This window comes from Paraglaciecola sp. G1-13, from assembly GCF_055809255.1.
On the sequence record NZ_CM147903.1, the window covers coordinates 1582310 to 1597297 of the forward strand.

The 14988-nt window shown below is 45.4% G+C and carries 10 protein-coding genes; 7 read left to right on the forward strand and 3 right to left on the reverse strand.

What is annotated here, in order from left to right:
* Window positions 1-145: 145 nt before the first annotated feature.
* The gene (gene ydiJ, locus AC0L6N_RS06740; protein ID WP_473480018.1) at window positions 146-3187 is read left to right on the forward strand and encodes a D-2-hydroxyglutarate dehydrogenase YdiJ; all 3042 of its coding nucleotides are present in this window, start codon (window positions 146-148) and stop codon (window positions 3185-3187) included.
* A gap of 209 nt (window positions 3188-3396) precedes the next feature.
* On the opposite strand, the gene AC0L6N_RS06745 is transcribed toward ydiJ, so the two are convergent.
* A complete protein-coding gene (locus tag AC0L6N_RS06745; RefSeq protein WP_473480020.1) occupies window positions 3397-4800 on the reverse strand; it encodes an MBL fold metallo-hydrolase RNA specificity domain-containing protein in 1404 nt (467 codons plus the stop codon).
* Window positions 4801-5061: 261 nt separating this feature from the next.
* Here AC0L6N_RS06745 and AC0L6N_RS06750 point away from each other — a divergent pair, with 261 nt between their 5' ends.
* Together AC0L6N_RS06750 and AC0L6N_RS06755 are read left to right on the forward strand one after the other, a co-directional pair.
* A complete protein-coding gene (locus AC0L6N_RS06750) occupies window positions 5062-6897 on the forward strand; it encodes a GNAT family N-acetyltransferase (RefSeq protein ID WP_473480022.1) in 1836 nt (611 codons plus the stop codon).
* Window positions 6898-6899: 2 nt separating this feature from the next.
* On the forward strand, window positions 6900-7817 hold the full coding sequence (locus AC0L6N_RS06755; RefSeq protein WP_473480024.1) for a histone deacetylase family protein: 918 nt from the start codon (window positions 6900-6902) through the stop codon (window positions 7815-7817).
* Between the two features lie 127 nt (window positions 7818-7944).
* On the opposite strand, the gene AC0L6N_RS06760 is transcribed toward AC0L6N_RS06755, so the two are convergent.
* Entirely contained in the window at window positions 7945-9927 is a 1983-nt protein-coding gene (locus AC0L6N_RS06760) for a PAS domain-containing hybrid sensor histidine kinase/response regulator (RefSeq protein WP_473480025.1), read from the reverse strand.
* A gap of 391 nt (window positions 9928-10318) precedes the next feature.
* On the opposite strand from AC0L6N_RS06760, the gene AC0L6N_RS06765 reads away from it, so the two are divergent.
* The gene (locus tag AC0L6N_RS06765; protein WP_232283309.1) at window positions 10319-10777 is read left to right on the forward strand and encodes a DUF6789 family protein; all 459 of its coding nucleotides are present in this window, start codon (window positions 10319-10321) and stop codon (window positions 10775-10777) included.
* A 290-nt stretch (window positions 10778-11067) separates the two neighbouring features.
* Here AC0L6N_RS06765 and AC0L6N_RS06770 read toward each other — a convergent pair whose 3' ends face one another.
* On the reverse strand, window positions 11068-11244 hold the full coding sequence (locus AC0L6N_RS06770) for a hypothetical protein (RefSeq protein WP_011574574.1): 177 nt from the start codon (window positions 11242-11244) through the stop codon (window positions 11068-11070).
* Between the two features lie 245 nt (window positions 11245-11489).
* On the opposite strand from AC0L6N_RS06770, the gene AC0L6N_RS06775 reads away from it, so the two are divergent.
* From AC0L6N_RS06775 to AC0L6N_RS06785, 3 genes are all read left to right on the forward strand, one after another.
* Complete coding sequence (locus AC0L6N_RS06775; protein WP_473480027.1) at window positions 11490-12491, forward strand: zinc-binding alcohol dehydrogenase family protein; 1002 nt, start codon at window positions 11490-11492, stop codon at window positions 12489-12491.
* A 258-nt stretch (window positions 12492-12749) separates the two neighbouring features.
* The gene (locus AC0L6N_RS06780) at window positions 12750-13910 is read left to right on the forward strand and encodes an L-dopachrome tautomerase-related protein (protein ID WP_473480028.1); all 1161 of its coding nucleotides are present in this window, start codon (window positions 12750-12752) and stop codon (window positions 13908-13910) included.
* 271 nt (window positions 13911-14181) lie between these two features.
* Window positions 14182-14838: a peroxiredoxin-like family protein gene (locus AC0L6N_RS06785; RefSeq protein WP_473480029.1), complete on the forward strand. Its 657-nt coding sequence runs from the start codon at window positions 14182-14184 to the stop codon at window positions 14836-14838.
* Window positions 14839-14988: the final 150 nt, after the last annotated feature.

Here is a 14988-nt window from a genome sequence, read left to right on the forward strand (position 1 = left end):
AGGGCACAATTTGCGCAAAAAATTGGGCTGTACGGAATAATTAACCTAGATAAAAACTAAATAATTCCTTTCGCGTATTAGATGTTAGAGGCGCTTAGGTTGTACAATGGCGCGCAATTGTTAAACCGTGAGAAAAAAGAACATTATGCCCCAGCACGAATTACCCGCTTTAGACGTTGAATCCGGCCCGCAATCCAATTATCACGCTTTTTTCTCGGCTTTGAGGCGCAGTGAATTTAGTGGCGACATAGAGTTTAGCTATGCCAGCCGTCTTGCCGTGGCGACCGATAATTCTATTTATCAAGCGTTGCCTCAAGGGGTGGTGCTACCCAAGTCAGTGGCTGATTTACAAGTAATTGGTGAGCTTGCTAGTCAATATATCGATGTTGCTTTTAGCGCGAGAGGCGGCGGTACGGGTACCAACGGGCAGTCTTTGACGTCAGGCGTTATTGTTGACGTGTCACGGTATATGAACAACATTCTTGAAATTAATCCGCAAGAACGCTGGGTAAAAGTACAAGCAGGTGTGGTGAAAGATCAGTTAAACGACGCGCTTCGCCCTTATGGTTTGTTTTTCGCGCCAGATTTATCGACCAGCAACCGTGCGACCATTGGCGGTATGATCAGCACTGACGCTTCAGGGCAGGGCTCATTGGTGTACGGTAAAACCAGCGATCACGTTTTAGGCTTAACCTCTGTATTGGCTGACGGCACATTGCTAGAGACCGCCCCAATGGACATGGAGCAGGCCAAGCAGGTTGCACAGCAACAGAACATTACGGGTAGGTTAGTTAAACAAATTTTGACAACCTGTGTGGACAAGCGCGAACAGATCTTAGCTAAATTTCCTCGTATGAACCGCTTCTTAACCGGTTACGATTTAGAGCATGCGTTAAATGACGATTTAACCAAAGTCGATATTAGTCGCGTTATCACTGGCTCTGAAGGCTCCTTGGTGTTTGTGGCAGAAGCCAAACTGAACGTCACTCCTATTTCTAAACACAAAGCCTTGGTGAATATTAAGTACGATTCTTTCGAGTCAGCGCTGCGCCATGCGCCGCATATGGTGGCGGCAAACGCAACATCTGTAGAAACAGTTGATAGCAACGTTTTAAACCTAGCGAAGCAAGATATCATTTGGCATCAAGTCAAAGAGCTCATTAATGAGGTGGAAAACAAGGAAGTGCTGGGCCTAAACATGGTTGAGTACAATGGCGATTCAGAAGAAGCGTTGCGAGAAAAAATCACCTTGCTGAGCGCTAAATTAGATGCAGCGCTTGAAGGCAATGAAGGCGGCGTAATTGGTTATCAAATCACTTATGACAACGCCGATATTGGCAAAATTTATGCGATGCGTAAAAAATCTGTGGGGTTATTGGGTAAAACGAAGGGCCGTAAAAAGCCCTTGGCGTTTGTCGAAGATACAGGCGTACCGCCAGAGAATTTGGCTGATTTTATTATGGAGTTTAGGGCGTTACTTGATGCCCGTAATTTACATTACGGCATGTTTGGTCACGTTGATGCTGGGGTGTTACATGTGCGCCCTGCGCTTGATATGTGCGACCCTGAGCAAGAAGCGACAATCCCAGATATATCTAATGAGGTTTCGGCCTTGGTCGCTAAATATGGCGGATTATTATGGGGCGAACATGGCAAAGGCTATCGCAGTGAATATGCGCCGGCATTTTTCGGTGAAGAGTTATATGCAGAGCTACGAAAAATAAAAGCGGCGTTTGACCCTCACAACAAAATGAACCCAGGAAAAATCTGCACACCGATTGAAAGCAATGCATCTTTAGTCAGTGTTGGTGGCGTGAAACGCGGTGAGTTTGACCGCCAGATACCTATTAGCGTGCGCGATGCATTTGAGCCAGCGATGAACTGTAACGGCAATGGTTTATGCTTCAATTATGACACCACATCCACTATGTGCCCATCGAGTAAAATCACCTCTGACCGTCGCCACAGCCCCAAAGGACGAGCAGGGGCAATGCGTGAATGGTTGCGTTTGTTAGCCAGTAATCAGGTAGACGTGAATGCCCTTGAATTACAAGGCAAGAGTCAGAACCTCTTAAAGCGCTTGAATAATTCTATGGGAAAAGCCCAATCTAAGGACTTTTCCCATGAAGTGTTAGAAGTGATGGATGGCTGCTTAGCATGTAAGGCTTGTTCTAGCCAATGCCCTGTGAGCGTGGATGTACCCACGTTCCGAGCGCGTTTTTTATCTATCTACTATCAACGTTATATGCGCCCCGCAAAAGATTATTTGGTGGGTAATATTGAAGCCATGGCGCCGCTGATGGCCAAAGCGCCAAAACTGGTAAATGCTTTTTTAAAACAGGCGTGGATGAACAAGCTTATTAAGAAAACGGTGGGTTATGTAGACACGCCGTTATTGTCTTCCCCGTCATTGAAAAAGCAACTCGCAGGTCACGAAGCCAGTCATTTTAATTTAGGGACGTTGCAAGCCTTGAGCGCGAACGAGCGGGCCAAGAAAGTGTTGATTGTACAGGACCCTTTCACCAGCTTTTATGAAGCAGGTTTGCTGCATGATTTGGTTAAACTCGTTGAGTGCCTAGGATTCGAGCCTATTCTGTTGCCCTTTATGCCCAATGGTAAACCCCAACATGTGAAAGGTTTCTTGAAAGAATTTGCCGCGACGGCAAAAGACAGTGCAGACTTTTTAAACAAGCTAGCACCGCTGGGCATACCTATGGTGGGTGTCGACCCGTCATTAGTGCTGTGCTATCGAGATGAATACAAAAAAGTGTTAGGTGATACCAGAGGCAACTTTGAGGTGAAGTTAGTTCACGAATGGTTAGCGACAATTACCTTGCCCGAACACGGCAACACGCCTGATACCGAGTATGCATTCTTCGGTCACTGTACAGAGAAAACGGCTCTGCCTGAAAGTGAGAAACATTGGCAGCAACTGTTCCAGCGTATGGGCATGTCACTTACGCCGATTTCAGTGGGATGCTGCGGCATGGCTGGCACGTTTGGTCATGAAGCAAGCCACCTAGAACAATCAAAAGGCATTTATGCTCTGAGCTGGGAAAAGGCTGTGGCGAAATTTAAGACTTCTCAAATCTTAGCCACTGGGTATTCATGTCGCAGCCAGGTTGCGCGTATAGAAGGTGAAAAACCTAAACATCCATTGCAAGCGATGCTCGCGCACCTCTCTTAACACGCTTGTTCTAACGCGCACGCCTTAACATGTGCGCACTAGAATGAATGTTTTAAAAAGGCTGGATTAAAGAGACTTGGTAACAGCTAAGTGCTAAAAATATGACGTTAAAATAAGCAGTGAATACTCAGTATTGACTGCTTTTTTGTCGGCAAATTCCTTTCGCGACCTGCTTGAAAGACTGCACGAAGCGCAAAAGCAGTACGACTTTAAAACACTAAGCTTTGGCCCAGACTGGGGATCACGGCTCTGATGTTTTTATCTTCCCATAATTTCTGCGCTAACGCTTCTTGGGCTTTAGGCTCACCATGCACTAACACAACTTTCGGGTTGTTCTCAAAATGACTCACCCATTCTACGAGTTCATTTTGCCCTGCATGAGCTGAAAAGCCTCCCAGCGTTTCTATTTGTGCTTTGACCACGTAATCATCACCAAACAATTTTAAATGCTGTAGGCCGTCAACCAGCAACCTACCGAGGGTGCCATTTGCTTGGTATCCACAAAAGATAATGGCGTTGCGTGAATCCCAAATGCGCTGTTTGAAATGGTGGCGTATCCGTCCTCCGGTACACATGCCGCTGCCGGCAATAATTAGCGCCCCTTTTTTAATTTTATTGATCATCATGGACTCATCCGGTGACACGGACAAAAACAAGCGCGGAATGAAGTCTTTTAATATGGAGTGTGCGTTAGGGCTGGCTTGTTCAATTTCGTCACTATCGAGCGCACTAAACCATTTGTCGTAAACGCGCGTCACTTCAATTGCCATGGGACTGTCGAGAATAACCTGCCAATTGTCTAATAAACCTTGTTGGTGTAATTGACCAAGGTAGAACAGTATTTCTTGGGTACGTCCTACTGCGAACGCAGGGATCATAATATTGCCGCCTCGGTTTTCGGTATCCTTTAAAATGGTTTTAAGCTCAGATACCGTATTATCGATAGACTTGTGATTGCGATCGCCATAGGTGCTTTCCATTAATACAATATCGGCTTTGGTCAGTATGCTTGGGTCGTTCATTAATACGGCGCTTTTGTTGCCTAAATCCCCAGAGAAGACCAATTTTTTCTGCTCGCCTCTTTCTTCGAAGCTAAGTTCGATAATCGCTGAGCCGAGAATATGTCCAGCATCGTGAAAGCACGCTGTGGTTTGCTCTGCAAGCTTAAGCGCCTGATTGTAGCTTTGCGACTCGCACTGAGCGATGACTTGCATGACATCTTCTTCTGAGTATTCAGGCTCAAGGAGAGGCTTACCTTTACGGGCTAGCCGGCGGTTTTCACGGGCTAAGTCACCCATGTAAATGCTGACCGAGTCTTGCAACATTACCACCAGTAAATCCGCCGTTTCTGAGGTGCAGTATATGGGGCCGGTAAACCCATCATGGACGAGTTTGGGTAACATGCCGCTATGGTCGAGATGGGCATGGGATAACAGCACTGCGTCAATGGATGCAGGATTGAACGGAAAGCCTTCGTCACCAATGCGATCAATTGAGTTCCCCCCTTGATGCATACCGCAATCAAGCAGGATTTTACCGAAGCTTGCAGACTCAATTAGATGACACGAGCCAGTCACTTCCTGCGCTGCACCCCAAAAATAGATAATAGCCATGACAATCCTTTTTCAGTTCAATACATCGGACGTATTGAAAATGAAATGTAATTAAAACGTCATTTTAATGTAGCGCATTTTAGGCGGCAGACTTTGTTTCACATCAAGTTTGTGCTGCTTAAATGCGTGACTTACCTCGGTGTTCTATCGAATAATACGTCATCAACATTTGTGGCCTTGCCACAGACGACAGACCAACGTCTTAATGCCGACACCGATACTCTGTGGCATAGTCGATGTGAGTATATCTAAGGAGTGATTATGAAAACCGCCTTACCTAATAGGCCTGACTGGCAAGCATTACTTAAGTCTGGCAATCGTATTTTTATTGGCTCGAATGCTGCCGTTCCTAACGCACTCATTGATGATCTAATCGCCAATAGCGGAGATTTAAAAGACATAGAGCTGGTGCAATTTAATGCATTGTCAGACAGTCGTTGGGTTGACCCGCAGTTCAGTGATTTATTCAAAGTAAACGCCTTGTTTATTGGCGGCGAAAAAGTCCGTCAAGCGGTAGCTGAGGGGCGGGTCGATTACACGCCGTGTTTTTTATCTGAAGTCCCTTCACTGTTTGAGCAGGATATCTTGCCTTTAGATGCCGCCTTTATCATGGTCAGCCCGCCTGACAAATACGGATATTGTTCGTTAGGTGTGGCCGTTGATGTGAATCTGGCGGCAGTTAAAAAAGCCAAGTACGTGATTGCTCAAATTAATACGTCGATGCCACGTACCAGCGGCCATACGTTTATTCGAATTGACGACATAGCGGCATGCATCGAGGTGGAGCAGGCGCTCCCAGAGCTGCCTATTTACGAACCAGATAAAATCACAGAGCGTATCGGCCAATACGTTGCCATGTTGGTTGACGATGGCGCCACGCTGCAACTAGGAGTGGGGAAAATACCCAATGCGGTGCTGTATTACTTGCAGAACCACAAAGACTTAGGCGTGCACAGTGAGTTAATTACAGACGGTATTATCGATTTAATTGCTAAGGGCGTAATCAACAACCGTAAAAAAACCTTTCACCCCGGTAAAACAGTGGCGAGTTTTTGTTTAGGCAGCAAAAAGCTATATGACTTTGTTGATAACAATCCCCACGTGGAGTTCTACCCCAGTGATTATCTGAACTCGCCGGCGAATATTGCGCGTAATCATAAAATGGTGGCGATAAACAGCGCACTGGAAGTGGACTTAACGGGCCAAGTGGTGGCCGATTCCATTGGTTATCAGTTTTATAGTGGCATTGGCGGGCAGGTGGATTTTATTCGTGGTGCTGCTATGTCGCCTGGAGGTAAACCGATTATTGCCATGCCTTCTACTGCAAAGGGAGGCACTATTTCGCGTATTGTGCCTTTTATCACAGAGGGAAGTGGGGTGGTGACGAGCCGCGGCCATGTGCATTATGTAGTTACCGAATTTGGTGTCGCATCTCTTAAGGGGCGCAGTATTCGAGAGCGAGCGCTGGAGCTAATTCGTGTAGCGCACCCTAAATTTCGTGAACAACTGTTGGCCAAAGTGCGTGAGCATTATTGGGTGCCGAACTATCAAAAGAATTATCCCCGAGATGTGCCTGAACTCGGTCCACTAGGGTTTAAGACGATGAAGATTGATAATCAATCGTTTGACCTACGGCCACTCAACCCCGCAGACGAACGTCGTCTGCAAGAGTTCTTCTATTCCCATACCAAAGAAACCCTGTTTTACCGGTATAACCATTACCCCACACAAATGACCCGTGAAAAGTCGTGTAATTTGGTCAGTGTTGATCAGAGTCACGACTTAGCCTTGTGCATTGTTAGGCAGCAAGGTTCGGCGTCAGAAATTCAGGCCGTGGGGCGTTACTACTTGTGTGCTGACAATAAAAGTTGTGAAGCGGCATTTGTCACCCGAGAATCGTTTCACGGAAAGGGCATGGCTAAACAACTACTGGCAGAAATGATCCTTATTGCAAAGCAAAGGGGGTTAACAAGAATGTTAGCGGTGGTCAGGGCGGATAACCGCAATATGATTAGAGTTTTCGAAAGTGCGCATTTCGAGCGCCAACCTTCACAAGAGATGGGCGAAGTTAATCTAACCTTGAATTTGGACAAGTAATAATGAGTTTTGTTTTTATAAGCCACCCGGGTTGCGGTTTGCATGAGGCAGGCACAGATCACCCAGATAGCCCAGATCGATTACATGCGATTAACGATCAGCTTATTGCGTCAAGGCTCGATTTTATTATTGATAAACAACAGGCAATTCAAGCCACAAAAGAGCAGTTGTATTTAGCACACGACAAAGCCTATGTGGATCATGTCTTCGCCAGTGCCCCCAAAGAAGGCGTTATAGAGTTAGCACCCGACACCCAATTAGGGCAGCACAGTTTACACGCGGCGTTATATGCAGCTGGAGCGAATGTGATGGCCGTGGACTTAGTGATGCAAGGCAAGGCCGAACAGGCGTTTTGCGCAGTGCGCCCGCCGGGTCACCACGCCGAGCATGCCAAAGCCATGGGCTTCTGCTTTTTTAATAATATTGCGGTAGCTGCGGCTTACGCTATGGCGCAATATGGTCTAGAGCGTGTCGCCATTATTGATTTTGACGTACACCACGGTAACGGTACTGAAGACATTTTTTTCAACGATAAACGCGTGCTGTTTTGCTCATCATTTGAGTCGCCTTTTTTCCCTTATAACATGGGGCCAGGGAACGAGCATATTTTAAACCTGCCTTTGCCCGCGGGGACTTATGGTGATGAATTTATGCAAGCCATTAGCGAGCAGTGGTTGCCTAAAATAGATGCCTTTGCTCCGCAACTTATCTTAATCTCTGCCGGTTTTGACAGCCACTATGAAGATGATATGGGGCACTTTAATTTGGTCGAAACGGACTTTTACTGGTTAACTGCGGAGCTTAAAAAACTGGCCGTTAAGCATTGCAATGCCAAGATGGTGTCTACCTTGGAGGGCGGCTATGTGCTGAATGCGCTGGGGCGCAGCGTAGCGGCGCATATAAAAGGGATGATGGATTGACTCAACGCTAGATTAAGACGGAGCCACCAGGCTGGGCGTTTATATGCGCAACACATTACTTAAATATTGTGTTCTTGGGGTAATCTCTCTTGATGACGAGTGCCTGTTTAATCTGTGTTGATGCGGATTATTTTTGCGCAAAAATGTGATTCAGCTCGCTGAAATTCACGGGTTTAGTGAAATGGTAATCAAACCCTGCTTCCTTGGCTTTGCGTACATCCTCGGCTTGACCGTATCCTGTAAGAGCAACCAACAGAGGCTTCAACTTTTTGGCAAGGATTTGCTGGGCAACTTCATAGCCATTCATATCGGGTAAACCTATATCGAGTAAGACAACATCAGGTTCTATTTTTTCAATATCACTGAGTGCATCATGAGCGGTGTAAACGGCAGTCACTTTGTGCCCTTGCATCGCTAATAACTCTGATAGAGTATCCGCAGAATCTTTGTTGTCATCGACTATCAAAATTCGTTTCTCTGCTTTTAGGGCAAATGCGGCCTCGGCAGCCGTTTGTTGAGGGGCGGTTATTCTAGGCAAGGTAATGGTAAAGCATGAACCATGACCCAGACCTTGGCTACTCACCGAGATAGACCCGCTATGCATTTGCACTAAACGCTGAACGATATTTAGACCAATACCCAAGCCCCCTTGGGAGCGATCTAACGTTTGCTGTACTTGGGCAAAAAGTTCAAACACTTTACCTTGCATCGAAGGGCAAATTCCGTAGCCATTGTCACTAATAATTACCTGCACAGTTTCAATGTCTGCCACACACTCAAGTGTAATGTGGCCACCTTCAGGTGTGTATTTAATGGCGTTGTTTAACACGTTGCTTAAAGATTGAACCAAGCGAGTGCTGTCGCCGTTAACATATAAATCTTGCGGGGTATCGACTACCTCAAGGGTATGTTGTTTGGTATCCAGCGCACTTTGCTGAGATTCTATGGTTAAATCGACGATATCAGAGAAGTTGGTAGGTTCAAGCTGCAAATTGATTAGGTTTTGACTGATACGAGACACATCCAGTAAGTCATCCATGAGGTGAGTCATGTGACGTACTTGGCGGGCCAGAATATCACCGATGTTTTTTAGCTTTGGATCCCGTTGCTCCATGTTGAGCAATATTTCGCTCACATTGCGAATAGGGGCTAATGGATTACGTAACTCGTGGGCTAGCATGGCGAGAAATTCGTCTTTAAGCTTGTCTTGTTCCTGCAGTGAGCGATTCGCCATAACGCGCTCGGTGACATTATTGCCCTCTACTAATATTCCGCTGACGTGACCGCTCGCGTTCATTATTGGCTGATAAATAAAGTCGATATAGATAGGGGCGCCATTGCCCACAACGAGGGGCATTTCAATACCGTGGTGGCTTTCACCGCTCTCAAAGACCTTGTCTAGTAGGGCGATAAACCCTTGAGCGTCGACCTCAGGAACCACGTCAATTACCTTTTCGCCTAGAAAATCTTGTTTGCCTAGTAGTTTGAAGTAGTTGAGATTGGCGTATTCAAAGCGGTGTTCAGGCCCTTGCACTATGCACATAAAACTGGGAGCTTGGTCGAACAATGAGCGCCAACGAGCTTCGGCCGTTTTCATGGCGTGCTCTGCTAACACCTGCTCGGTTGTCTCGTTACACACGACTAAAACACCACCGATGCCGTTTGCCGAATTTGGATCGTCAATTGGGCTGTAACTATAGGTCCAATACATTTCTTCACGCACACCATTACGTGTAATGAACAAACGTTGGTTCTCGTGCCAAGTGTGGCCCTTTCCAGTTAAAACCTGCTCCATTTGCGGGGCGATTTCAGGCCAAATTTCGGCCCAACAGTCTCGGCCTTGTTGGCCTAACGCACTGGGATGGCGTTCTGGGCCTAGCGTACTGGCGTAAGCGTCATTGTAAAATTGAATAAGATGTTCACCCCACCAAATAAACATGGGATGGCCACTGGATAACAGCAGTCTTACGCTGGTTTTTAAAGATTGCGGCCAATCTTCGGGCTGTCCAATCGGGGAGGACTGCCAATCGTATGCGCGTATTCTAGCGCCCATTTCCCCGCCGCCGGCGATAAAATTTAAAGCGGATTTGGATTGAGGCGTATAAGTCATTTACGTTATTTCCTGCTTACAGTTATTGACGTTGTTATCCCCTTTCAACGCTTAACATACATTGTATTCATTACGTAATACACTCAAATGCTACCCACTCAACAGAGGTTTTTAATTTTGTGTAATAGCATATTATATAACTACCAAAAATAACCACTAAAATGTCGCTACAAACGAATAATCAACACGCTTTGGTTCGATGTCTCACGCTGTCTTAAGGATGTTTTGGGTAATGAGTGAGCTCGGTTCGTGCTTTTAAGCGAATGATTTATTTGTAAGATAGTTAGCAACTTCACGTTCTTATCTAGAAGAAGGTTATAAACATCAACCTAAGGCTTGGTCGTCAATGCTATTGTCACTACATACATTACAAATTAAAGAGGTCAAGTACATGTCGTTTAATATATCAGTCTTTGTTAAAGGGATTATTGCAGGTTTCGTCGGTACATTGGTGCTAACGGGATTGATGATGGTGAAAAAGAACATGGGCGTGATGCCAGAGTTAGATCCGATTCATATGATGTCAACCATGGCAGCTGAGAAAATGGGTACACAGATTAGTCTTACTACTGGGTGGATAATGCATTTTGTGCTTGGCTCGGTTGCTTGGGGCGGGGCATTTGCTGTTTTTAACGGTATCCTTCCCGGAGGCTCTCAAGTAGCTAAAGGAATGACATTTGGTATCTTGGCATGGTTATTAATGATGATAGGTCCTATGCCTATGAGTGGTGCAGGTCTATTCGGGTTGAGCATGGGTATAATGGCGCCTGTCATGACCCTTATTTTGCACCTTGTGTTTGGCGCGGCAATGGGATTTACATTCGCTAAATTACTCGGAACCTCTGATTAATCTTACTGTAGGAAAAAGTAAACTGGCTTAATCGAAGAGGGAGAATCGGTTCAGTTCATTAACTAATATAAAAAGCCAGAGGGAGAGGCCCTTCTGGCTAGTATGCGCAGTGCGCCTATTTTGCTTTCTTAAGTTGTTTTTTTAACTTCTTCACTTTGCTTTCTTGCTTAGCAATTTTAGCTTTGCGGTTTTTAATTTCTTTCTTAAGCGCTTTGGTATTTGATTTAGCCATTAGAGTATTCCTTTTTTATATACGAGAAAGGTGTCATGTAAGCAGTCGCTTCTTGATTTTATGTGTCGATCGAAGGGCGATTCTGCTCATTGATGAACTGACGGATAAATCTACGCACTTCACGGGCCGCACTGGTATCAAGCTCTTCACATAAGTTTACAAACTCAGCGCGCTCTTGGTCATTAATGCGGACAATTAACTGACTATTTTTCTTCTTCGCCTTTTTAACGCTCAAAGGGTTGTCATCCGAATCGTGATTTATCAGCTTTTAATGTATAGCAAATGTATATACATTTATAGTTTTTTTTGGAAGTAAATTTACCTACTGTTTTTACCTACTACTAATGCCAGAGGACTCATGCTGCACTTACAATAATTTTTTGAAAATGTTTCGTGCAAGACGTCCTTTTTATCCAATGAAAGTGATTTACAATGCCATGCAACTATAGCCAATAACTGAGTGAATGATTGGAGAGTGTGATGAAAGCCATCGGTTATAAAAAACCAAGTGAAATCGCGACTGCTGAGTCGTTGCAAGAATATACCCTCGACATGCCCGTCCCATCAGCGAGAGACTTGTTAATTGAAGTCAAAGCCGTGTCCGTTAACCCAGTGGATACAAAATTGCGCGGCAGAATTAACCCATCGCCAGATGCAAAAGTATTGGGTTATGACGGTGTCGGTATTGTAAAAGCCGTGGGTGAGAACGTGACACTCTTTAATGTGGGCGACCGGGTTTTTTATGCAGGTGATATGTCACGTCAAGGCAGTAACGCTGAATTTCAACTTGTTGACGAACGTATTGTTGGCTTAGCACCCACCTCAATCTCCGATGCACAAGCTGCGGCCTTGCCGCTGACTGCGATAACTGCATGGGAATTGCTATTTGATCGTTTGCAACTCAACCGAGACAGCAAGCAAAGCTTGTTGATCATTGGCGCAGCAGGCGGTGTGGGATCGATCATGCTGCAGTTGGCGAAACAGCTGACGAGTGTGACCATCATTGCCACCGCATCTCGTGAAAATAGCGCAAATTGGGTACGTAAATTAGGTGCCGACCATGTGATAAATCACCATCAACCGTTGGCGGAACAGCTCACAGCGCTGGGTTTTGACTCTGTCGATAACATTGTTAGTTTGACCAATACCGACCAGCATTTTGAACAAATAGTCCAGTGCATTACCCCGCAAGGTAAGTTTGCTTTGATAGATGACCCCGCGTCATTAAATGTGGTGGCATTAAAACGTAAAAGCGTATCACTGCATTGGGAGTTCATGTTTACTCGCTCGTTATTTGAAACAACCGATATGCAAACCCAGCACGACATATTAAATCAAATTGCTCTGTTGGTTGATAACGGTACTTTGATGACCACATTGGGTAGGGAGTTAGGCATAATCAACGTTGAAAATTTAGTGAAAGCGCATCAATTGCTCGAGTCTCAAACGATGGTAGGTAAACTGGTGTTAGCGGGCTTCTAGAGCGACTGCCGGTTTTAGCTTTGCGACCAGCAAGGTTTTGATTCACCTCAAGTAACGCTTTTATTAATAACATCATTAATAACATCCAATGAAATTCGTTTGGCCTTAATAAGGTCTGGTACGCCATGTGCAAAAACGCCATGAGTATAAGTAAGCTACACATATCAATACATGTACGCTAACGCACTAATTTAAACGCACTCATTTAAATACACTAATTTGAACACACTAATTTAAAAACACTCATTGAGAACTTATATGACATTAACGGTTAGTTCATTCCGCGAATTCCGCTCCACTATCACAGCGCTTACCTTGCTAAGCGTGGCTGCACTGAATTCACACGTTGCCTTGGCACAAAGCCAAGCACCCACAGAGTCCCATGCCCAACAAGAAATCAGCCACGAGTTGGAAACATATGCATCGCTTGATGGAACGACTCCTCCTGGGAATATTGCCATTGGTCCAGATGGACGTAAATTCTTAAGTGTGCACGGTTTTTATGGTCAGCCGGTGAAGATTGTCGAACTGTTTAATGATGGTTCGGTGAAACCTTACCCAAGCGCAGCGTGGGCATCTAAACCGGATGAGAACCAAATCGGTTTGTACGATGTGCTGGGTTTGAATGTGGATCAAAACGGCGTGTTGTGGATGCTAGATACATCATCAGATGACCACGCAGGTCGTTTAGTGGGCTGGAACACACGCTCCGAAACCCTTGAAAAAGTTATTTATATTGCCAAGCCCATGATCACGCCGGGCTCTTTTTTGAATGATTTGGCGATAGACAACAAACACGGCAAAATATACCTTGCAGATACCGCGTCAGATAACCGCGCCGCCATGGTGATAGTCGATATCAAAACGGGGCAAGCCAGACGTGTTCTAGAAGGCAGTGAGTTTACTCAAGCCGAAGATGTGGACATGATAGTGGAAGGCAGAGTGATTACCTTAGTTGGTCAGCCTGCAAGACTAGGCGTCAACCCGATCACTATTGATGTTGATTCTAATTGGCTGTATTTCGGTGCCATGTCAGGTACGTCTATCTATCGCGTGAAAACCGATGATTTAGTGGATTTAAGTCTTGATATGGATGCACTTGAAGACAAAATACAGCGTTACGGTGATAAATCATTGTCTGACGGTATTACCATTGATGGTGGTGGTAATGTGTATGTCACCTCTGTGACCCAAGGTGCCATTGAAGTAACGGATAGCGCAGGTAACAGCCGCACCTTGTATAAAGATCAGCGCATCGTTTGGCCCGATGGCTTTGCTTATGGACCGGATGATTATATCTACTTTACAGTTAATGAATTGCATCGCTCTGCGGTGCTAAACGGTGGTGAAAATGCCAGTAAAGGAGAGTTCAAGATCATGCGCTTTCCTGCATTAGTGAAAGGAAAAACAGGTCGCTAGGATTATTATTTTATTTGAATGTTAGCCAGTGCGGAACAAATAGCGCCATGCTCACTCTGACAGTGTGAACATGGCGCTTTTTTATTGCTCGCGCCTTTTATTTATGTGGTAAATACACCTAAGCGATTTATCTGTGTGGCGCGGAAATCTATGTGTATCGCATATCGCATATCAAATATCGATTACCGCATATCAAATTGGGCTAGTCACTTACCGAATACCGCAATGCCCAGAACGACAGCATGATTACGACAGCACGATAAGGAGAAAAATGTCCACTTTAAAAGAACAAACCGAGGCGCAAGTCGCTAAATCACGACAAGCCAAACCTGAATTTATGCAAGCAATGGATGAGTTAATGGCCAAAGCTCATGAGTTTGAACAAGGCAGCGAGGCTATCGAAATCGGCCAGCAGGCGCCAACATTCACGTTGCCAAATGCCCAAGGTCAAGACGTGGCGTTATCCTATTTGCGCACGAAAGGCCCAGTAGTGGTCACGTTTTATCGCGGCGACTGGTGCCCTTATTGTAATTTACAGCTAAGAGCCCTTCAGTCGATATTGGGTGATATTCACGAATTAGGCGCTGAATTAGTCGCTATAAGCCCGCAAGTGCCCGACGACAGCTTAAGTAAAAGTGAGATAAGTGAATTAGGGTTTCAGGTGTTATCAGATCAGGATGCCCGCGTAGCTGCGTCCTATGGTGTGGCCTGGGAAGTACCCGAGCTAATATTACAGCATATGCGTAAAGATCGCGGTTTAGACTTAGCCAGCATCAATAATGGTAATGGCAGCATGCTACCTATTCCTGCCACATTCGTATTAAATGCCGACGCTAAAGTGATTTGGCGCTTTGTGGATGTAGATTACCGCACCCGAGCAGAGCCAGCAGACATTATTGCGGCATTGAAGGCAAATCAAATTACCTAAGCCGATAATTTCCTAAATGACCCGTTGTTAAAACGCCAAGAGCCAGCACGGTGCGAACGAACAGTGGGTCTCGACTTTCTGTCCTTTGAATAGCCAGTTAAGGCGTGTTCAACCTATTGACCTCGTTCGTTTTTCTCACTGTGCAACGAA